The sequence below is a fragment of the Pedobacter sp. AK017 genome, assembly GCF_014200825.1.
GTDB lineage: Bacteria > Bacteroidota > Bacteroidia > Sphingobacteriales > Sphingobacteriaceae > Pedobacter > Pedobacter heparinus.
On the sequence record NZ_JACHCW010000019.1, the window covers coordinates 82,462 to 102,554 of the forward strand.

Annotated in this window: 21 protein-coding genes; 11 read left to right on the forward strand and 10 right to left on the reverse strand. The window is 43.8% G+C overall.

Features of this window, described 5'->3' with window-relative positions; translation table 11 throughout:
• Positions 1-359 precede the first annotated feature (359 nt).
• The 4 genes from HDC92_RS21855 to HDC92_RS21870 are packed head-to-tail and all read left to right on the forward strand — an operon-like array spanning position 360 to position 3,406.
• Complete coding sequence (locus tag HDC92_RS21855) at positions 360-1,169, forward strand: hypothetical protein (protein ID WP_183877105.1); 810 nt, start codon at positions 360-362, stop codon at positions 1,167-1,169.
• A gap of 42 nt (positions 1,170-1,211) precedes the next feature.
• The gene (locus HDC92_RS21860; protein WP_015808004.1) at positions 1,212-1,724 is read left to right on the forward strand and encodes a glutathione peroxidase; all 513 of its coding nucleotides are present in this window, start codon (positions 1,212-1,214) and stop codon (positions 1,722-1,724) included.
• Positions 1,699-2,481, forward strand: a complete 783-nt coding sequence (locus HDC92_RS21865; RefSeq protein ID WP_183877106.1) for a 5'-nucleotidase C-terminal domain-containing protein — start codon at positions 1,699-1,701, stop codon at positions 2,479-2,481. The genes HDC92_RS21860 and HDC92_RS21865 overlap by 26 nt, the downstream gene beginning before the upstream one ends.
• Complete coding sequence (locus HDC92_RS21870) at positions 2,459-3,406, forward strand: bifunctional metallophosphatase/5'-nucleotidase (protein WP_183877107.1); 948 nt, start codon at positions 2,459-2,461, stop codon at positions 3,404-3,406. The genes HDC92_RS21865 and HDC92_RS21870 overlap by 23 nt, the downstream gene beginning before the upstream one ends.
• A gap of 6 nt (positions 3,407-3,412) precedes the next feature.
• Here HDC92_RS21870 and mnmA read toward each other — a convergent pair whose 3' ends face one another.
• The gene (mnmA, locus tag HDC92_RS21875) at positions 3,413-4,504 is read right to left on the reverse strand and encodes a tRNA 2-thiouridine(34) synthase MnmA (protein ID WP_015808001.1); all 1,092 of its coding nucleotides are present in this window, start codon (positions 4,502-4,504) and stop codon (positions 3,413-3,415) included.
• A gap of 320 nt (positions 4,505-4,824) precedes the next feature.
• Here mnmA and HDC92_RS21880 point away from each other — a divergent pair, with 320 nt between their 5' ends.
• The gene (locus HDC92_RS21880) at positions 4,825-7,152 is read left to right on the forward strand and encodes a GH92 family glycosyl hydrolase (protein ID WP_221270999.1); all 2,328 of its coding nucleotides are present in this window, start codon (positions 4,825-4,827) and stop codon (positions 7,150-7,152) included.
• Between the two features lie 114 nt (positions 7,153-7,266).
• Here HDC92_RS21880 and HDC92_RS21885 read toward each other — a convergent pair whose 3' ends face one another.
• The 5 genes from HDC92_RS21885 to ribD form a co-directional block, all read right to left on the reverse strand.
• Positions 7,267-7,584 (reverse strand): hypothetical protein, encoded by a 318-nt coding sequence (locus HDC92_RS21885; RefSeq protein WP_015807998.1) that lies wholly within the window; start codon positions 7,582-7,584, stop codon positions 7,267-7,269.
• A 75-nt stretch (positions 7,585-7,659) separates the two neighbouring features.
• Entirely contained in the window at positions 7,660-8,526 is an 867-nt protein-coding gene (locus HDC92_RS21890) for a nucleoside phosphorylase (RefSeq protein ID WP_183877108.1), read from the reverse strand.
• 21 nt (positions 8,527-8,547) lie between these two features.
• A complete protein-coding gene (locus HDC92_RS21895; protein ID WP_183877109.1) occupies positions 8,548-9,162 on the reverse strand; it encodes an IMPACT family protein in 615 nt (204 codons plus the stop codon).
• A gap of 18 nt (positions 9,163-9,180) precedes the next feature.
• Positions 9,181-10,071, reverse strand: coding sequence for an EamA/RhaT family transporter (locus HDC92_RS21900; protein WP_183877110.1), 891 nt, complete (start codon positions 10,069-10,071; stop codon positions 9,181-9,183).
• Positions 10,068-11,129 (reverse strand): bifunctional diaminohydroxyphosphoribosylaminopyrimidine deaminase/5-amino-6-(5-phosphoribosylamino)uracil reductase RibD, encoded by a 1,062-nt coding sequence (gene ribD, locus HDC92_RS21905; protein ID WP_183877111.1) that lies wholly within the window; start codon positions 11,127-11,129, stop codon positions 10,068-10,070. Before ribD ends, HDC92_RS21900 begins: the two co-directional genes overlap by 4 nt.
• A gap of 59 nt (positions 11,130-11,188) precedes the next feature.
• Here ribD and prmC point away from each other — a divergent pair, with 59 nt between their 5' ends.
• On the forward strand, positions 11,189-12,055 hold the full coding sequence (prmC, locus tag HDC92_RS21910) for a peptide chain release factor N(5)-glutamine methyltransferase (RefSeq protein ID WP_183877112.1): 867 nt from the start codon (positions 11,189-11,191) through the stop codon (positions 12,053-12,055).
• A 3-nt stretch (positions 12,056-12,058) separates the two neighbouring features.
• On the opposite strand, the gene xerD is transcribed toward prmC, so the two are convergent.
• Positions 12,059-12,958 carry a site-specific tyrosine recombinase XerD gene (gene xerD / locus HDC92_RS21915; protein WP_015807992.1) on the reverse strand — a complete coding sequence of 300 codons (900 nt, stop codon included), beginning with the start codon at positions 12,956-12,958 and terminating at the stop codon, positions 12,059-12,061.
• Positions 12,959-13,003: 45 nt separating this feature from the next.
• Here xerD and aroQ point away from each other — a divergent pair, with 45 nt between their 5' ends.
• On the forward strand, positions 13,004-13,423 hold the full coding sequence (gene aroQ, locus HDC92_RS21920) for a type II 3-dehydroquinate dehydratase (RefSeq protein WP_221271000.1): 420 nt from the start codon (positions 13,004-13,006) through the stop codon (positions 13,421-13,423).
• Between the two features lie 11 nt (positions 13,424-13,434).
• On the opposite strand, the gene HDC92_RS21925 is transcribed toward aroQ, so the two are convergent.
• Positions 13,435-14,448: a glycosyltransferase family 2 protein gene (locus HDC92_RS21925; protein ID WP_183877114.1), complete on the reverse strand. Its 1,014-nt coding sequence runs from the start codon at positions 14,446-14,448 to the stop codon at positions 13,435-13,437.
• On the reverse strand, positions 14,448-15,290 hold the full coding sequence (locus tag HDC92_RS21930) for a lysophospholipid acyltransferase family protein (protein WP_238326467.1): 843 nt from the start codon (positions 15,288-15,290) through the stop codon (positions 14,448-14,450). Before HDC92_RS21930 ends, HDC92_RS21925 begins: the two co-directional genes overlap by 1 nt.
• 77 nt (positions 15,291-15,367) lie before the next feature.
• Between HDC92_RS21930 and HDC92_RS21935 the strand changes: the two genes are divergently transcribed.
• From HDC92_RS21935 to bioB, 4 genes are read left to right on the forward strand one after another with little or no spacing between them, the layout of a single operon-like run.
• Positions 15,368-15,979 (forward strand): WbqC family protein, encoded by a 612-nt coding sequence (locus HDC92_RS21935; protein ID WP_183877115.1) that lies wholly within the window; start codon positions 15,368-15,370, stop codon positions 15,977-15,979.
• Positions 15,980-15,986: 7 nt separating this feature from the next.
• Positions 15,987-17,105, forward strand: a complete 1,119-nt coding sequence (corA, locus tag HDC92_RS21940; protein ID WP_015807987.1) for a magnesium/cobalt transporter CorA — start codon at positions 15,987-15,989, stop codon at positions 17,103-17,105.
• Positions 17,106-17,133: 28 nt separating this feature from the next.
• Positions 17,134-18,483 (forward strand): magnesium transporter, encoded by a 1,350-nt coding sequence (mgtE, locus tag HDC92_RS21945; protein ID WP_015807986.1) that lies wholly within the window; start codon positions 17,134-17,136, stop codon positions 18,481-18,483.
• Positions 18,484-18,503: 20 nt separating this feature from the next.
• Positions 18,504-19,511, forward strand: coding sequence for a biotin synthase BioB (gene bioB / locus HDC92_RS21950; protein WP_183877116.1), 1,008 nt, complete (start codon positions 18,504-18,506; stop codon positions 19,509-19,511).
• Here the strand turns inward: bioB and HDC92_RS21955 are convergent.
• Positions 19,508-19,918, reverse strand: coding sequence for an organic hydroperoxide resistance protein (locus HDC92_RS21955; RefSeq protein ID WP_015807984.1), 411 nt, complete (start codon positions 19,916-19,918; stop codon positions 19,508-19,510). The two genes, bioB and HDC92_RS21955, sit on opposite strands and share 4 nt — an antisense overlap.
• Between the last annotated feature and the right edge of the window lie 175 nt (positions 19,919-20,093).

The following is a 20,093-nucleotide window of genomic DNA, read 5'->3' on the forward strand; positions in this document are numbered from 1 at the left end:
TCAATTTCGCCCGCCATTTCTAACAATTTACCTGGCAGAATTACACGGCCGGTGTACATTAGCAATAGGGTAGAATTATTAATTAATATATTCTTTTATTCAAACAAAATTTCTTATCTTAAGTTAATAAGCTTAGCCAAAGCTTTGCGTGTGTTTCGTCTGCGTTTCAACATCGCTTTAGATGCGTTCGTACTGCACCCACAGTGAGGCCACAGTCAGCCCACAGTGAGCCCACGTTTTTTCTGAAAAAAGGTGGGCTTAGCCTGGGTTAACTGTAAATTAACAATAGGAGCAGCACAAATGCATGTAAAACCAGGCATGTGCACTCCTGAACTTATTTATAACTTAAAAAAACTGAAATGGGAAAATTTGATGGAAAACAAATCATTGGCCTGATCGGCAACCTGGTCTTTAAAAAAGGCCGAAATGGGATCACAATTGTACAAAAAGGGCCACACCCGGGTAAACAAACCGAGGCTTCAAAAACCACAGCAAACATATTTGCTAAAGCCAGTACCTTATCTAAGGCCATCCGGACCGATCTGTCTTTGTTGTTTGGTGGTTTTTACGACGGTGCTATGGTTAACCGCCTCACTACACAGAACCGAGAAATACTGGAACAGTGTTACAACAAAGCTACAAAACAATATACTTTTAATGAAGACAGTTTTTCGAGGCTTGCAGGTTTTGAATTTAATGCCAAATCACCCCTGGCCAAAAGCCTCTGGGTAGAACCGCAGCTTACTTTAGCCGGCAACCAGCTCAGCCTAAGCCTTCCGGCAATGGAAATCAATGAACAACTTAAATTCCCCGCAGCCTGCAACTTCTGCGAAATTACAGTAGCCCTGGCCTTTTATAATCTGGAACAGGGCGTACATAAGTCGAGGGTTTTTCAGGTGCTGGAAGTAAATACAGACCAGCCGCAGGTACCAGCGCACAATTTTACCTTCGAAGTTCCTGATGGCTGCTTATGTGTGATGGGGATGAAACTGGGATATTCCACTTTAAAAGACAACATTAGCGTGATTAAGAACAACAAAGAATTTAACCCGGCCGGCTTATGCGGAGCCATAATTACGCCTGGTGAATTTATCCGCAGCCCGGGCGTCATTGTGCCTCATGGTAAGCTGGCCTCAGTATGGAGAGATGTAGATAAATTAAAATTATAGTTTAATTCTATTTATCTTCGTATATAATTAAAATATACAATTATGAACTTATTACTAATAATACTGAACCTCTTTTTTACGCCTCCGGCCAAAAGTGTATACGATTTTTCTTTTAAGACCATTGATGGCAAGGAAGTAAAACTTTCGAAATTTAAGGGTAAAAAGATCCTTATTGTAAACACAGCTTCAAAATGTGGGTATACCCCGCAATATGAGGACCTGGAAAAGCTGCACAAGCAATACGGCAACAAAGTGGTGCTGATCGGTTTCCCGGCAGGCAATTTTGGTGGACAGGAACTGGCTACCAATAGCGAGATCAAGGAGTTTTGTACCGGAAAGTACAATGTCGACTTTTTGCTGGCTGAAAAGAGCAGTGTAAAAGGAAATGACATTACACCTTTGTTTAAGTACCTTACAACAGCTGAAAATCCTGATTTTACAGGCGATATCAACTGGAACTTTGAAAAATTCCTGATCAATGAAAAGGGGCAGCTGGTACACCGTTTCCGTTCTAAAGTGAAACCACTGGATGAAAATATTACCAAAAACCTGTAAACATTACACCTGGCATTTCACTGCTCATTTCGTTTTACTGCTGGGCTTAAGCCTGGCTTCCTGCTCTTCCGGTTATAAACTGGTAAAGGCCAACCGCGCTGATTATGCGATTGACAAAGCCGTTTTGCCCGATAGTAGCGTTATTAAAACCTACCAGCCCTATAAGCAGCAGCTGGATGATGAGATGAACCAGGTTCTGGGCTATTCGGAAATGGCCATGAACAAAAACAATGACCAGCCGGAAACGGTACTGGGTAATTTTTTCTCGGACGCAGTGATGCAGCAGGCTTTAAAATATGACCCCTCAATTGATTTTTCTATGCCTTCAACAAAAGGGGGTATAAGGGTAGATTTACCCAAAGGTGCCATTAAGTTATCAAATATGTTTGAACTGATGCCTTTTGAAAATGAACTGGTAGCCTTTACTTTAAAAGGTACAGATGTGCAGCAACTGATCAACTTTATTGCCGCTACAAACGGACAGCCAGTTGCAGGTATACGCCTGAAAATAGCAGACAAAAAGCCTGTAGAAGTATTTATTCAGGGAAAAGCCTTTGATCCGGAAAAAACTTACCGGGTGCTGACCTCTGATTACATTGCTGGTGGTGGCGACAATGCCCTGGGATTTAAAAACCCGCTGGAGAAAAAAGTATTGGGGCTGAAGGTGAGGGATGCCCTGATCAATTATGTGAAGGAACAAGGTGCCGCAGGCAAAACAATTAATGCGAAACTGGATGGAAGAATTACTAAAGATTAACCGCAGGAATTTTATCAGGACTGCTGGAGTGGCTGCCACCGCTTTTGCGTTAAATTTTAAGGCCTATGATGCTTTTGCAGCAGGGGACCTGGTTAAGCTGTGCATTTTACATACCAACGATGTACACAGCCGGATAGAGCCTTTTCCGATGGATGGTTCGCGGAACCAGGGTTTAGGGGGCACAGCAAGACGTGCTGGCCTGATCAGTAGCATAAGGGCAAAGGAAAAAAATGTGCTGTTGCTGGATGCCGGTGATATTTTTCAGGGCACACCTTATTTTAACAAATTTGGCGGGGAACTGGAAATGAAACTGATGACCGCCATGGGCTATGATGCTGCTACAATGGGCAACCACGATTTTGACAACGGACTGGCGGGCTTTCATAAGCAATTGCCCCATGCTAATTTTCCAATATTGTGTAGCAATTACGATTTCTCCAATACCCTGCTTAAGGGTAGTACGCAACCTTATAAGCTCTTTAAAAAAGAAGGACTAAAGATTGGGGTATTTGGAATTGGTATTGAACTGAAAGGTTTGGTTGAGGGTAAAAACTACGGTGATACTGTTTTTATTGATCCTATTGCAAAAGCCAATGAAATGGCTGATTTGCTAAAGCAAGATTTGAAATGTGATTTGATAATATGCTTATCTCATTTGGGTTATAAATATGCTGCTAACAAAGTATCGGATCAGGTATTGGCAAAAAACAATAAGAACATAGATCTGATTATTGGTGGGCATACGCATACTTTTATGGATCAGCCTGAAGATGTACAAAACTTAAGCGGTCGGATTACTACCATTAACCAGGTTGGCTTTGCGGGTATCAATCTGGGTAGAATAGATTATTATTTTGAACGATATAAAGGCAAGCGGATTAAAACCGCTTCACCTTATATTATTTCAAATGAATTAGATAGCTAATTATCCTTAGCAAAGGAAACCGCCGCCTAACAGGTCGTTCCCCTCATAGAAAACTGCGGATTGTCCGGGTGCTATAGCAGAGACATTGTGATCGAAGACCACACGCATCTTGTCTTTTTCCTGTACAATGGTACTCAGCATACCTGCATCTTTATAACGGATTTTGGTAACCACGTTATCCATTGGTTCATGTATACTTTCGTATTTCACCAGATTGAGGTTCCTGACCATTGCTTCTTTACGTTCCAGTTCATCGGCCCTGCCCAATACTACAGTATTGCTTTCGGGCAGGATCTGGGTCACAAACATGGGTTCGCCAAAGGCGATACCAAGACCTTTTCTTTGCCCGATTGTATAAAAAGGATAACCTTTATGCTGACCAACCACCATTCCGTTGCTGGTAATGAAATTGCCACCGGCAACGCGCTGCTCCAGGTCTTCCACTTTGTGTTTTAAAAAGGCCCGGTAATCGTTATCGGGTACAAAGCAGATCTCGTAGCTTTCGCTTTTTTTAGCCAGTTCTTCCTGTCCCATATCCAGGGCCATTTGTCTGATCTCTGATTTGGCAAAGGAACCTAATGGGAACTGGGTTCTTGACAGGTTTTCCTGGGATACACCCCAGAGTACGTAAGACTGGTCTTTATTTTCGTCTTTTCCTTTGGAAATGACATACCTTCCGCTGTCCTGCTGACGGATATTGGCATAATGCCCGGTCGCGATAAATTCGCAATCGAGCTTGTTGGCACGTTTTAACAGGGCTTCCCATTTGATATGGGTATTACACAATACACATGGGTTAGGGGTACGGCCGGCAAGGTATTCGTCGACAAAGTTATCGATCACGAAATCGCCAAACTCGTCCCTGATGTCTAATATATAATGGGGGAAGCCGTAGTTTACCGCAAGGGTACGGGCATCGTTGATGCTGTCGAGACTGCAGCAGCCGGTTTCTTTGCTACTGCTTCCTGAGGTGGCATAATCCCAGGTTTTCATGGTTAAACCAATGACTTCATAACCTTGTTCATGGAGCATTACTGCTGCTACCGAACTGTCGACCCCGCCACTCATGGCTACCAATATTCTGCCTTTTTTACTCATTGTTTTTAATATAGGCCGGGTTCAAGGCCCGGTAATTAAATGTAAGGCGCAAAAATAAGGGATTTTATGGGGAAAAATCTAATGGTGCTGTCAAATTAATATTTGGTGATCTATCTTCGAACTGGAAACCTTTGCCCTGAAGGAAGGGCAAAATTTTCCTATGTTCTCTTAAAGACACCAAATTTTATGGAAAGCGAGGGGGATAGGCTGAGAAACAGAGACTGGTTTTATAGCGATTTTTATAACATAATTACAATTGTGTGCGAAAACAGTAAAGATTTTTATACATTAGGCTTTTTGTTTTTAGCTATAATTTTGATATGAAGAAAGCTGTATTGAGCCGTTCATTGTTGTTTTCCGGGGGAATATTATTTCTGCTGGATTTGCTTTTACCGGTTAGGGGTTTTGCCCAGCAAAACCTGGTTAAATATGTGAAGCCGATTATCGGCACACAGAAAATGGGGCATACGTATCCGGGGGCAACGGTGCCTTTTGGGGCGGTACAATTGAGTCCGGATACAGATACACTTTCTTATGAACTGAATGGAAAGTACAATGGGGATGTATATAAATATTGTGCCGGTTATAAATATGAGGATAAAACGATAGTAGGCTTTAGCCATACGCATTTCAGTGGAACAGGACATTCAGATTTGGGTGATTTTCTGATCATGCCTACACAGGGCAGGCTGAAGCTGAACCCTGGAACTGCAGATCAGCCAGGCAGTGGTTTCCGCTCTGCTTTTTCGCATGCCAATGAGCGTGCTGAAGCTGGTTATTACAGGGTAAAACTGGATGATCATGGAATTTTAGCTGAACTGACAGCTACGGAACGGGTAGGGATGCACCGCTATACTTTCCCGAAATCTGCTGCCGGAACGCCGGATTCGCATATAATTTTAGACCTGATGTCGGGCATTTACAATTATGATGACAAAAACGTATGGACTTTTGTAAGGGTGGTAAATGATACGCTGGTTACCGGGTACCGGCAAACCAATGGCTGGGCACGGACGCGTACGGTGTATTTTGCCATGTCGTTTTCCAAGCCTTTTAAGGGCTACGGACAAAAGAATTTCGATGCGCCACAGGTGTATAAGGGTTTCTGGAGAAAATTTGACCAGACCAGGAATTTTCCTGAAATAGCAGGCAAAAGGATCAGGATGTATTTTGATTTTGAGACGGCTGAAGGGGAGCAGGTGCAGGTAAAGTTTGCGCTTTCGCCGGTGAGTCAGGCTAACGCACTGGAAAACATGAAGGCCGAAGCCCCGGGTTGGGATTTTGACAAGCTGAAGCAGCAGGCCCAGAATAAATGGAACAAAGAACTGAACAAAATTGCCCTTGATGCGGCTGAGGATGATAAGGCCAATTTTTATACGGCCATGTACCATGCTTTCATCAATCCTACCAATTATACGGATGTGAACGGGGAATATAAGGGCCTGGACCAGAATGTGCACCGGGCAGATGGGTTTGTAAACTATACGACCTTTTCCCTTTGGGATACTTACAGGGCGCTGCATCCTTTTCTGAACATCATGCAGCCATCGCGCAACAATGATATTGTAAAGTCTATGCTGGCCCATTACGACCAGAGTACTTTAAAAATGCTGCCAATATGGTCGCACTACGCCAACGACAACTGGTGCATGAGCGGCTACCATAGCGTGTCGGTTATTGCTGATGCAGTGGTTAAGGGTGTTTATAACGGCGACGCTGGCAAAGCCCTGGAGGCTTGTATCACTACTGCAAACCACCGCAGTTACGAAGGTATCGGGGATTATATTGATAAGGGCTATATCCCCGCAGAAAATAACCGGACTTCGGTTTCGAATACCCTGGAATACGCTTATGACGATTGGTGTATCGCCCAGATGGCTAAAAAACTTGGCAGGGAAGATGTTTATGCTACTTTTATAAAAAGGGCAGGCAACTGGAAGAATGTATTTGACGCCCGCATCGGTTTTATGCGCCCAAGATTGGCAGATGGTTCTTTTAAAAAGGATTTTGATGCGCTGAGTACACACGATCAGGGTTTTATTGAGGGCAATACCTGGAACTATAGCTTCTTTGTACCACATGACCCTGCAGCAATGATTGAGCTGATGGGTGGTGCAAAACGGGTAGCCTCACGCCTGGATTCGCTCTTTACGATGCACCTGCCGGACGAGTTTTTTGCTGAAACGGAGGACATTACCCGTGAGGGCATTATTGGGGGTTATGTACATGGCAATGAACCGGCACATCATGTGGCATACCTGTACAACTGGGTAGGACAACCCTGGAAAACGCAGGAAAGGGTAAGGATGATTTTGAAAATGCAGTATAAACCTACACCCGATGGATTGGGTGGAAACGACGATTGCGGACAGATGAGCGCCTGGTATATGTTCTCGGCCCTGGGCTTTTACCCGGTATCGCCAGGTTCGGATGTTTATTCATTGGGAAGTCCGGCAATAAAATCGGCAGTACTTACTTTGGAGAACGGAAAAACGTTTAAGGTGGAAACGCAGAACCAGAGTGATAAGAATGTGTATGTGAAGGAAGTATATTTGAACGGGAAACTGCTTAAAGGACATAGCATTACGCACAGCGATATTGTGAATGGGGGAGTGCTGAGGTTTGTCATGACGGGCAAAATTAAGTGATCTTTCTTCGAACCGGAAACCTTTGCCCTGAAGAAGGGCAAAATTTTCCTATGTTCTCTTAAAGACACTGAATTTTATGGGAAGCGAGGGGCTTAGTATAAATAGGCTTGACAGTTAAACGAAGGCAGGGACCTCGGAGCGGGGATCGTTTCCCTGGATTTGGTTTTTACGCATTTCGGCAGGTATTGTAGGTTTTTTAATGATCTTTTTGTTGAGGCCACTGGCGGCGCTGTAAAGCAGGATGCTGCCGAGCGTTATTTCTTCAATTCCACGTAGACTGTGCTTGCGGACCGTTCTGATCCCTCTTTGCAGGATGTATATGCCGGCTACAGCGGCAATGATTCTTTTGCCGGTATTGAGTTCGCCGGTTTCGTAATTGGTTAATGAATTTATGATGGATAGGGTAAATCTCTCTTTTGCTTTTTCTAACATAAAATTTGTATTATATATAGACTAAAACAGCTGAGGGGACTGTTTTGTTTGATGCTTTAAGGATTTTTTAATGGCTTAAAGCTGGTCGAGCACCATTTTTATGGCTTTATTAACCACTTTTTGGGGATCTGGACTAAACTGAAAATTTACCCTGCTGGCCAGTATGGCATTTACCGACAGGGCTTTATGTCCCAATACCCTGGCCAGGGCATAGATACCTGCGGTCTCCATTTCAAGATTGGTAATGCGGTATTGGTTATGCCGGAAGCTTTGGAGTTGACTGATGAGGTCGGGAACCGCATTTTTTGCCCTTACCTGTCGCCCCTGAGGGGCATAAAAGCCTGGGGCAGTAAGGGTTATTCCCTGTTGCATCTGACCGCCAATGGTATTCAACAGCTCCTTATCGGCTGCCGTGATATAAGGGCTGATGCCTTTGTAATGGGAAAAATGTGTTTTTATACCGTCGAGCAGACTGTGCTCATCGCCTGACAGCTCATGGATATAATAATTCATCAGGGCATCCATTCCGATACCAAAGGATGAAGCCAGTATGGTACCCATCGGGATATCGGCTTGTATGGCCCCGGATGTACCGATGCGGATGAGTTTGAGTGAACTCAGCTTTTCTTTAACCTTCCGGCTCTGGAAATCAATGTTCACCAGGGCATCCAGCTCATTGAATACGATGTCGATGTTATCTGTCCCTATGCCGGTAGACACTACAGTAAGGCGTTTTTTGCCCAGATAACCGGTATGGGTAATGAATTCCCGTTTACCTTTTTTGAGTTCTATACTGTCAAAGTACCTGGAAATTTCTGATACACGGTCGGGATCGCCCACGGTTATGATGGTTTCCGCAATATCGCCGGGCAGGAGGTTCAGGTGATAAATGCTGCCATCGGGGTTGATGATCAAATCTGCTGCTGATATTTCTTGTGCCATATGGAATAAAGCTATAAAATCTTATGCAGTAAAGAGGTATTTTATTTTAACGCCTTCAATCTGCTCTATCTTAGCAAGTATGGCATTGAGGCCTGACTTTCTGATTTCAAGCTGAATGCTGCAGGAATTGTCGAAGTTCTGGGAAAGGACATTCAATTTTTCTTCTTTCACCAGTTTCATGATGTCGTTCATTTGCAGGTAACTGAAACTGACCTCGTAAATGTCATTTACTGTTTTCTCGACAATGTTTGCGGCCTGTATGGCTTCCTGAGCGGCCGTTTTATAGGCATTGATCAGTCCGGGTACCCCGAGCAGGGTACCGCCAAAATACCTGACCACCACGATGAACACATTGGTGATATCGGCAGAGAGCAGGGTATTCAGGATGGGCCTGCCCGCCGTGCCTGAAGGTTCGCCATCGTCCTGAATGCGAAATATGCTGCGATCCGGACTTAAGCGCAGCGCCCAGCAGAAATGTCTGGCTTTGGCATGTTCGGCACGCAGGCCGGCCAGCAGGGGCTTTATTTCCTCTTCTGAGCGGATGGGCCAGGCATAGCCGATAAATTTGCTGCCACGGTCGCGAAACACCCCTTCAGAAGGAGCTGCAATGGTTTTATAGGTATCGTCGAATAACATAAATGAACAGATGGGCTGCTATTTGACCAGCAGCATTAGGGCATGCCAGGCATTGCCGATCAGATTGGTAATGAGTACAATGGCCATCAGTGCCAGAAACAGTCCCCAGTAATTCAGCTTATTCAGTTTCTCTTTAAAAATAAAGATACCCACCAGACTACCGGCAATGATGACCCCCATATTCATGGCGGCAAACACAATGGATGGGTTATCGGCCATTGCCCGATGGGCCTTAAGGTAAAAAAGGATATTAAAGAAATTGAAAAAGCCCAGGATACAGCCACATACAAAGTTAATGAATTCCAGTTTTTGCTTTTTAACCACCGAAAGGTAAAAGATGGAGGCCAGCGACAGGATAAATGCCAGGATAAATACGACAATGAGGGAGCTGGTGTAAGGGATGACCGTGATTTGGGCGATCTTTTTAAAGAGGATATCGATCACACCAAAACCCAGAAATACCAGAATAGGATATAACCAGTTTAAACCCTGGTTCTTTTGTGCAGTTTTTTTATAGAGTGTAAAAAATATGGCCACAAAACCAACCGCAAGTCCCGCTATTTTCATGGTATTGAACTGCTCTTTAAAGATAAAATAGGAGGCCAGGATGGGAATGAAAAGGGACAATCGCTGGGCAATGTCGGTCTTTACGATTCCGATGCCCCTTATGGAGCCCGCCAGGAACCAGAATACGACAGGCAGCAAAATGCCCAGGGCAATGTAAACCGAGTTTATAGGCGCCGATATCAGCTCGCTGAAGCTGGGTTTGTAAAAGATAAGACTAAGCACAATGGCAAACAGGTAATTCCAGGTAACGGCCTGTACAATTTTAATTTTATACCTTCTGGCAAGTTTGAGCAGGACGGCGACTGTAACGCTACAGCAAATACTGAAGAATAAGAATATCATGAAGGATTGTTTTTATAGATCGTTAACTGATCTTTTCCGATGGGGAACTGATCTGTGATGGCACAGGACTGCAAATTTAATTCCGGAGAAGGGATACCTGCCGGCCATGATACTGCCGACCTGAAGACCCTTGCTTCATCCCATAAGCGGGCCTGGATAAACTGGTTGAGTACCTGGGCGCCACCTTCTATAATTACGGAGGCGATGTCCATCAGGTACAGCTGAAAGGCTATTTTTTGCGGCAGGTAATGTTGCATATCTTCCATTTGTATGAAATGGATGTTTTCCTGTACATCGGTTTTTTGTTCATTGAAAATGATTGTTTTTGCCTCTTTATTGTAAACATGGTGGCTTGAAGGAACCTGCAGGTGCCTGTCGACCACTATTCTTACCGGGTTTCTGCCGTACCATTCGCGGACGGTCAGCCTTGGGTTATCGGCCATGGCCGTAAGCCGTCCAACCAGGACAGCATCTTCCTCTGTCCGCCATTTGTGGACCAGCTTTTTAGCTTCTGGCCCGCTGATCCATTGCTGTGTGGTGTTTTCAGGTGCGAAATAACCATTTGCGGATGTTGCCCATTTTAAAATGATGTAGGGGCGCTGCTGCCCGATGCGGGTAAAAAAACGACGGTTAAGCTGGCTGCATTCGGCTTCAAGCACACCGGATACGACTTCAATACCTGCATTTTTAAGCTTTTCGATGCCCTTGCCGTTTACCCCGTCGAATGGATCGGTATTGCCTATCACTACTTTTTTAATGCGGTGTTTGATGAGCAGATCGGCACAGGGTGGGGTTTTACCGAAATGTGCGCAGGGTTCCAGACTAACATAAGCTGTAGCAGCTGCCAGTAAGGTTTCTGCCGTATTTCCATAATTGTGTACAACTGAATTTATGGCATTGACTTCGGCATGTGCCTCGCCAAAGCGGGCATGGTAACCCTCGCCAATGATTTTTCCGTTGCTTACGATCACGCAGCCTACCATAGGGTTAGGGCTTACATTTCCCATCCCCATAGCGGCCAGCTCAAGGCAACGCTGCATATATAATTCGTTAGTCATTAAGGCAAAAATAGAATAAATTACGGTTACAGGTTAGGAATTATCGCTAATTTTACCCAATGAGATTACAGGACCTATCGGCACATTTTAATGCCGCTTTAAGCGGGGCTTACGGAGAAGAGGAGGCAGATGCTATTTTTTTAATGGCCATTGGGCATGTACTTCAATATAAAAGAACGGATTATATACTCAGAAAAACAGAAGAACTGGACAGCAAGGAACTGTTTATACTGCAAAATATACTGACTGAGCTGCAAAGCGGCAAGCCTTTACAATATGTGCTGGGGGAAACGGTTTTTTATGGCCTTCCTTTTAAACTGGGGCCATCGGTACTGATACCCAGGCCGGAGACAGAGGAACTGGTAGCATGGGTGCTGGAAAGTACCGCACTGGAGGCCGTTACGGGCGCTGCTTTACGCCTGATAGACATTGGGACCGGGAGTGGCTGTATTGCCGTTTCTTTAAAAAAGAACTTTCCGGAAGCTGAAGTTTCTGCCCTTGATGTATCTGAAGCAGCAATTGACATTGCAGGCAGTAATGCTCTTTTAAATGAGGTAGATATAAAATTCATACAGGCCGATATCCGTGAATTTACGACAAAACAAAAGTTTGATGTGGTGGTCAGCAATCCGCCATACATTACCTTAAAGGAGAAGGAGCAGATGCAGGACCATGTACTGAACCATGAACCGCACCTGGCTTTGTTCGTATCCAATGAAGCACCACTTGTATTTTATGAGGCTATAGCAGATTTTGCGTGGACAACACTGAGTGGCAGGGGCCTTTTATTTTTTGAAATAAACGAACATCTGGGTAAAGAAACAGTTGAGCTAATGGAAGCTAAATCATTTACAGACATCATATTAAAAAAAGACATGCAGGGAAAAGACCGGATGATCAGGTGCCGGCGGGCAGCGGTGGTATAGCCCTTAACTTCTTGGATGAAATTCCGTAATTATACCCCTTAAATAATCCCTGTCGAGATGGGTATAGATTTCTGTAGTGGTGATGCTGGAATGGCCAAGCATTTCCTGAACAGCCCTTAAATCGGCCCCGCCTTCTATTAAATGTGTGGCAAAGGAGTGGCGAAAGGTATGGGGACTGATGCTCTTTTTTATGCCTGATTTAAGGGCGAGGGCTTTAATGATACTGAAAACAGAGATGCGGGACAAACGGGTTCCGCTACGGTTAAGGAAAATATAATCTTCATGTCCTTTTTTAATGGGGACATGCACCCTGCTTTCCCTGAGGTATATGTTGATGTATTTTAAGGCCGTCTGACCGATGGGTACCAGGCGCTCTTTATTTCCCTTTCCGAAGATGCGGATAAATTCATTTTCCTCAAATACATCGGAGATTTTGAGGTTGCTGAGCTCTGAAACCCTTAATCCGCATCCGTACAGGGTTTCTAAAATGGCCTTGTTGCGCATGCCCTCTGGCTTTGAGGCATCGATAGCCCCGATCATTCCGTTGATTTCCTGAATGGACAGTGTATCCGGCAGGTGTTTGACCTGCCTTGGGCTTTCGAGCAGGGCAGAAGGATCGGTGGTAATGATTTCTTCGAGCATTAAAAAACTAAAGAAAGCTTTTAAGCCCGACACCACACGCGCCTGCGTACTGGGCAGCATACCCAGCTCATTTATCCAACTGACAAAGTGCTTCAGGTCATCACCAGTAATCTCCTTTACCTGAGGTGTTTGGTCAACAGATTCAAAATACTGGGACAGTTTATTCAGGTCGCCCAGATAGGCCTCAATAGAATTACCGGAGAGCGAACGCTCCAGTTTAAGGTAGTTTTTAAAGGAACTGAGATAGGGATTACTGATCACAAAATAAATTTTATACTCTTAATTTTTAAGGCTAAGTTTGAAATGATGAAGATACAAATTATTAATGGCCCAAACTTAAACCTTTTAGGGCTTAGGGAACCTGGTATTTATGGGAACCAGGGTTTTGAAGAATACCTGGCTGAACTGCGCAATATATACAGCATTATTGAAATAGACTATTTTCAGAGCAATGTAGAGGGGGAACTGATCAATAAACTGCATGAGGTGGGTTTTAGCTATGATGGTATTGTGATTAACGGGGGTGCTTATACCCATACTTCTGTTGCCATTGCTGATGCCATTGCAGCCATTAAAACACCTGTGGTAGAGGTACATATCTCTAACATTTATGCCAGGGAAGAATTCAGGCATGTATCGCTGACCGGCAAAAACTGTAAGGGCGTATTGACAGGCTTTGGCATGGACGGCTACAGGCTGGCTATTGAAAGCTTGCTGAAACCCTAAACAATTGTTGTTTACAACTGCGTAAAAAACCTTATTTTTTTGATAAAATAAGCCCATATAATACTATAGGGGTATAGGCCGGTATGTTGTTGAAAGCTGATTTGCCTGTTTGTCCTTTTGGCACCATTTTTTGAGAGGTTGAGCAGAAAATGGTAATGTGCTTTATTTATTGCCCAGGCAAACTGTGTTTTGCCTTGCAGCAGAAAATGCAGCCAGGCTATAAAATCGAGAGACATCCGGATGAAAATCCTGAAGTATGCATCGTTTAAGGGCAGGTTTTTTTGCATGATAACCAGGTTATTTCTAAAGTTCAGATAGGTTTTATAAGGGCTATTTGAATTTAAGGTACCACCGCCCAGGTGATAAACTTCGGCATCGGGGCAATAGATCACTTTGTAACCCAGGTTTTTTAAGCGCCAGCAAAGGTCTATTTCTTCCATGTGTGCAAAAAAATCAGCATCAAACCCTCCGGCTGCTCTCCAGCATTTGCTTTTAATGAATAAGGCTGCACCACTGGCCCAGAAAATTTCCTGCTGATTGTTATACTGGCCGGTGTCGCTTTCTACCGTATCAAATAACCGCCCCCTGCAAAAAGGATAACCATACAGGTCCAGGTATCCGCCAGCCGCACCAGCATATTCAAATTGTGTTTTATCCTTTTGCCATTTGATTTTAGGCTGGGCAGCAGCAATGCCGGCGTCGGCTTCCATAGCATCAATAACAGGCTGGATCCAGTTGGCAGGTACCTCTACATCAGAATTGAGCAATACATAATAATCTGCTTCAATCTGTTCCAGCAGTTTATCATAGCCTTCTGCAAAGCCATAATTATGGGCGTTAACGATTACTTTTACCTGAGGGTAACTGGCCTTTACAAAGGCTACGGAATCGTCGGTAGAGGCATTATCGCCCAGGATTAACTGAAGATTGGGGTATTGCGACTGAACTATACCTGGTAAAAACTGCTGAAGCAGGGCTTTTCCGTTCCAGTTTAAAATGACTACTGCTACACTTGGTACTGACATTATCCTGCGTTATCTGGTTTATGTTTCCATCGCCTGTGGCTCCAAAGCCAGTAGGCGGGTTCTTCTTTAATGATCTTTTCTAAAAGGCTGAATTGCATATCGGTAAGCTCATGTCCTTTGGTTGCCTGGGGATTGAGGCAAAGCGGGACACAATCGATCTCATAATATCCTCTTTTTATCCGCTTTGTTTTAAAATAAAATATGGGTCTGTTGGTTTGCAGGGCTATTTTTTCGATCCCCAAAAGAACTGCTGTCGGCTGGTTCAGGAAGTTGATCCAGTAATGTGCTTCGTCTTTTACAGGGGTTTGGTCGCCCGCAAAACAGAACATGGTCTGTTCATTCCTGGTACTGGCCAATGCCCTTAATGTTTGCCGCATGACCACAAATGAATTGCCAAATCGGGTACGGATGTTATAAAACCACTTGTCGTATACTTTATTGTTGAGCGGTTTATAGATCACGTATCCGGAACCCGGCAGTGCGATACCCAATGCCATCATTCCGAGTTCCCAATTGCCATAATGGCCGGTGCAGGCCAGCACACTTTGCCCGGATTGAAAAACGGATCCGATCTGGTCGAGGTTGCTGAACTTGACCCGTCTTTTAATTTCAGCCTTCGAAATAGACCTCATTTTAACCACTTCTACAACAAGCTCCATCAGGTGACGGTAAAACTCCTTTTCTATGGCCAGCAGTTCTGCTGCCGGTTTTTCTGGAAAAGCATTACGGAGGTTTTCACGCACCACATTTTTGCGGTAAGGAATGATATAATATACGACATAATAAGCCAGGTCCGCAAAAATATATAAGAGGGAGAGGGGCAGCAGTGATAAAAAGTTCAAAAAAAATATTCCTATATAAGAAAAGCTTTTTTTTATCATTAATTTGGCGAATTGAGAATGCAAACATAAAATATCAGATGCAAAGTTCAGCTATATTCCCGCTTTTTTATCTTCCGCCTGTAGGTTATTTCTCTGGTTTAAAAGCGTTTGATTACTGTTTTTCAATCGAAAGGGAAGAGCATTTCCCTAAACAAACGTACAGGAACCGCGCAAGGATATATTCGCCAAATGGCAATCTGGACCTGATTATCCCGGTTGTGAAAGGTTCAAAGGTACATACCAAAGTGAAAGATGTTAAAATCAGTAATGATTTTAACTGGCAGCGCTTACACTGGAAAAGTTTTGAAAGCTGCTACAGGAATTCGGCCTATTTTGAATATTATGAAGATGAGTTTGCGGTTTTTTATCAGCAAAAGTTCGAATTTCTGTTTGATTTTAACCTTCAGCTGCTGGACTGGCTGTTTAAACAATTGAAAATAACGCCTGCATATGCCTTTACAAATGAGTACCATAAGGAAACTGATGTGGTGCAGGATTACAGGACCAAGCTTCATTTTAAACAGGAGGTTGCTGCCGGTGATTTTAAACCATATTTCCAGGTTTTTGACGACCGGCAAGGCTTTAAGCCAAACTTAAGTATCGTTGATCTGTTGTTTAACCAGGGTCCGCAATCCAAAAACTATCTCTGATCTGATTATGGGTAAACCAGCTAAACATAAACGCAAGCGCAAACGCTATTCCTTACCGGTAGCTGGCTCCAGTCCGGGTGTTGTATATATAGATGAACATGCTTTACAGCCGCTGATCAGGTTTCACAGTTATAACGACCATTATTATGCTGTTAAAGAGCTGGACAATATTGAAAACCTGTCGAGGATACTGGCCAACCAGGAATTCAATTACTGGATAGAAATTAAGGGCTTTGGTTCGGCAGCGATGTTTGATACTTTGAACAATGATTTCGGGATCAGCAAGCTTGTGCTGGAAGACATTACCAGGACTTATCAGCGCCCGAAGCTGGAAGAATATGGCAAGTACGATTTTGCCATAAGCAGGATGCTCCATTTTGATGAGAATAAGAACCTGGACAATGAACAGGTTTCTTTTATTTTAATGGAAAATGCCCTTTTTACTTTCCAGGAAGGCTATGAAGATTGTCTGGAACCCATCCGTACAAGGTTAAACGCTGGAAAAGGCAATATCCGCATTGCGGGCAGCAGCTATCTGATGTATGCCCTGATGGACATTATTATTGACACCTATTTTGAGATTCTGGGCTCATGGGGGGACGAGCTGGACCTGATAGAAGACCGGCTTTTTGACAAACCGGACAAAACAGTTATGTTTGACACCCAGCTGGTTAAGCGCAACCTGATCAATGTAAGGCGGGTGGTATGGCCGGAAAGGGACAAGCTGAACGATATGCTGAGAAGTGACAGCAGGCTGATCACCGATCAGACCAAAATGTTTATCAGGGATGCTTATGACCATTGTATACAGATCATCGATATTGTTGAATCTTTAAAAGAGATCTCGGCCAGTAATATAGATATGTATCTATCCATCATCAGCAACAGGATGAACGAGATCATGAAGGTGCTGACCATCATTTCATCCATATTTATCCCCTTAACTTTTATTGCGGGTATATATGGGATGAACTTTGCCATACAGGATCCTGTTACGGGGAAAGTAATGCCACAGAACATGCCTGAGCTGTACCAGGAACATGGCTATTTATATACCGTGATTGTAATGGGGGCCATTGCTTTGTTACAAATCCTATATTTCTGGCGTAAAGGATGGTTTAAATAGAACTGATTATGCTTACCTTTATGTCCTCATGCAATCTTTTGATCTAGACAAGACAGATGTATCTAAGATTAAGGTAGCCTTAAATGGTGACGATGAACAGCTGAAAGCTATTCTGGGGGAATATCATGCTTCTGAAATTGCGATCTTATTTGAAAATCTGAACAAGGAGGACAAGCAGAGGATCATCAATTTACTGGATGTAGAAACAGCTTCGGAGGTGATCTCGGAGATGCATGAAGAATCGCATCCTGAAGAACTGCTGCTGCAGCTCCATCCCGATAAGCGTACCGAAATTGTTGAAGAGCTGGATTATGACGATGCGACAGACATCATTTCACAGCTGGAAGAACATGAGCAGAAAGAAATTCTGGCCGACCTGAGTGAGGATGATGCCTCGAACATCAGGAATTTACTGAGCTACCACGAAGAAACAGCTGGTGGTTTGATGAATACGGAATTTATCCGTATTAACCTGAACCTGACCAAGAAGGACGCCATTGAGGAAATCATCAGGCAAAGTGAGGAGATTGAAGAATTCTATACCATTTTTGTGGTAAATGACGACAATGTTTTTCAGGGCATCGTTTCCTTAAAGGACATCATTAAAGCCAAGGGAAATGTAAAAATAACCGAACTGGTAAAATCGGAAGTGGCCTGGGTATATCCGGATACGGACCAGGAAGAGGTAGCCAGGTTGATTTCCCAATATAACATTACCAGTATTCCGGTACTGGACAAGGACATGAAACTTTTGGGACGCGTTACATTTGATGATGTGATTGACGTACTGGAGGATGAAAATACGGAAGACATTTTAAAAATATCCGGGGTATCGGAAGATGAGGAACTGAGCGGTAACTGGGTTGAAGCGGTTAAATCTCGCTTACCCTGGCTGATCCTGAACCTGGGTACTGCTTTTCTGGCTTCGGCTGTTATCCGCCACTTTGAACCCACTATAAAACTGATACCGGTATTGCCTGCTTACATGACCATTATTGCCGGTATGGGCGGAAATACGGCTACACAAGCCCTTGCGGTAACGATAAGAAGGATCTCTTTGTATGACCTGACCGATAACCAGGCTTACAGAACGGTGCTGAAAGAGCTTACGGTTGGATTGATCAACGGGGCCTGCACGGGTATCATCGTATTTATGTTTGCTTTGTTTTTTGATACCAATCCAATGCTTGGCCTGGTTATTTTTTTGGCCATGACCGGCAATTTACTGATTGCAGGGATTACAGGAGCGGGAATTCCGCTGGTATTAAAACGTGTAGGCATAGACCCGGCCATTGCATCTTCAATAATTATTACAACATTTACAGACGTTTTCGGATTTTTGCTCTTGCTGGGACTGGCAAGTAAACTTTTACTTTAACTAAAGCTATTATATACTATATGCAACCTACTAAACACAACTGGACCAAAGAAGAAATATCAGCGATTTACCATAAGCCGTTTTTAGATTTAGTTTATGAAGCTGCAACCATACACCGTGAAAATGCAGCCTATAATGAAGTACAGGTAAGCTCTCTGATCTCTATAAAAACCGGTGGCTGTGCGGAAGACTGCTCTTATTGTCCGCAAGCCGCACGTTACCATACAGACCTGGAAGTTCAACCTTTAATGCAGCTGGGGCAGGTGGTAAGCGCAGCGGTTAAAGCGAAGGAGGGAGGGGCATCACGCTTGTGCATGGGTGCAGCCTGGCGCGAAGTACGTGATAACCGTGATTTTGACAGGGTCATTGAAATGGTCAAAGCGGTAAATGAAATGGATATGGAAGTTTGCTGTACCCTTGGCATGCTTACCGAAAACCAGGCACAGCGACTTGCTGATGCAGGTTTATATGCTTACAACCACAACATTGACACGTCGGAGGAAGATTATAAGCGTATCATTACTACACGTACTTATGACGACCGTTTAAATACGATTAAGAATGTACGCAAAGCAAAATTAACGGTATGCAGCGGAGGCATTATCGGTTTAGGGGAAACTACTGAAGATCGCGTTGCGATGTTACAAACCCTGGCCAATATGGAGGTACATCCGGAATCTGTTCCTGTGAATGCTTTGGTACCTGTAAAAGGCACGCCTTTGGCAGATCAGCCGCGTGTACCAATCTGGGATATGGTAAGAATGATTGCTACGGCAAGGATTGTAATGCCAAATTCAGTTGTCCGTTTATCGGCAGGAAGAAATGAAATGAGTACACTGGAACAGGCTTTTTGCTTTATGGCGGGTGCGAGCTCCATTTTTGCAGGTGATAAATTACTGACCACACCGAACCCGGCTTTTATTGATGACATGGCTATGTTTGAACTGCTGGGATTAAAAACAAGGGATGCATTTAAAAATGGCAGACCTGCAAATACACTTAAAGATGAAGTGGTAACAGCTATTTAAATAGCTGTTACACGGGCTTCAATATTACCTTTGGTAGCTTTGGAATAAGGGCATACCCGATGCGCCTTATCAGCCAGCTTTTGTGCTTCATCGGGCGCAATACCCGGAATATGAACGTCAAGATCGGCAGACAATACAAAGGAATTGCCATCCTGATTGAAGGATATATGAACCTCAACAGTTGCTTCAGACACATCAATCCCATCATGCTCGGCCACAGCTGCCAGTGCACCTAAATAGCAAGGCCCCCAGGCAGCTGCAAATAATTGTTCAGGATTTGTGGCGCCGCCCTGGCCACCCATTTCTCTGGGTTTTCTTACATCAAATTCTATTGTTCCGTCGCTGGATTTAATATGACCATTCCGGCCGCCTTTGGCCGTAACCGAGGCTGTATATAACTTTTCCATAATTTCTATTGGTTTTTTTAACTAGGGATATAACGCAAAATATAGCCGAAAGTTTCATCTATTTGTTTTTATTGTTGAGCGTTGTAAGTAGCAACTTTGAATCTTCAATTTTTAGCAATTAAAAAACACCAGTGAATTTGGTTCAATTAAAAAAGTCGGCTAACATTTGTATGTG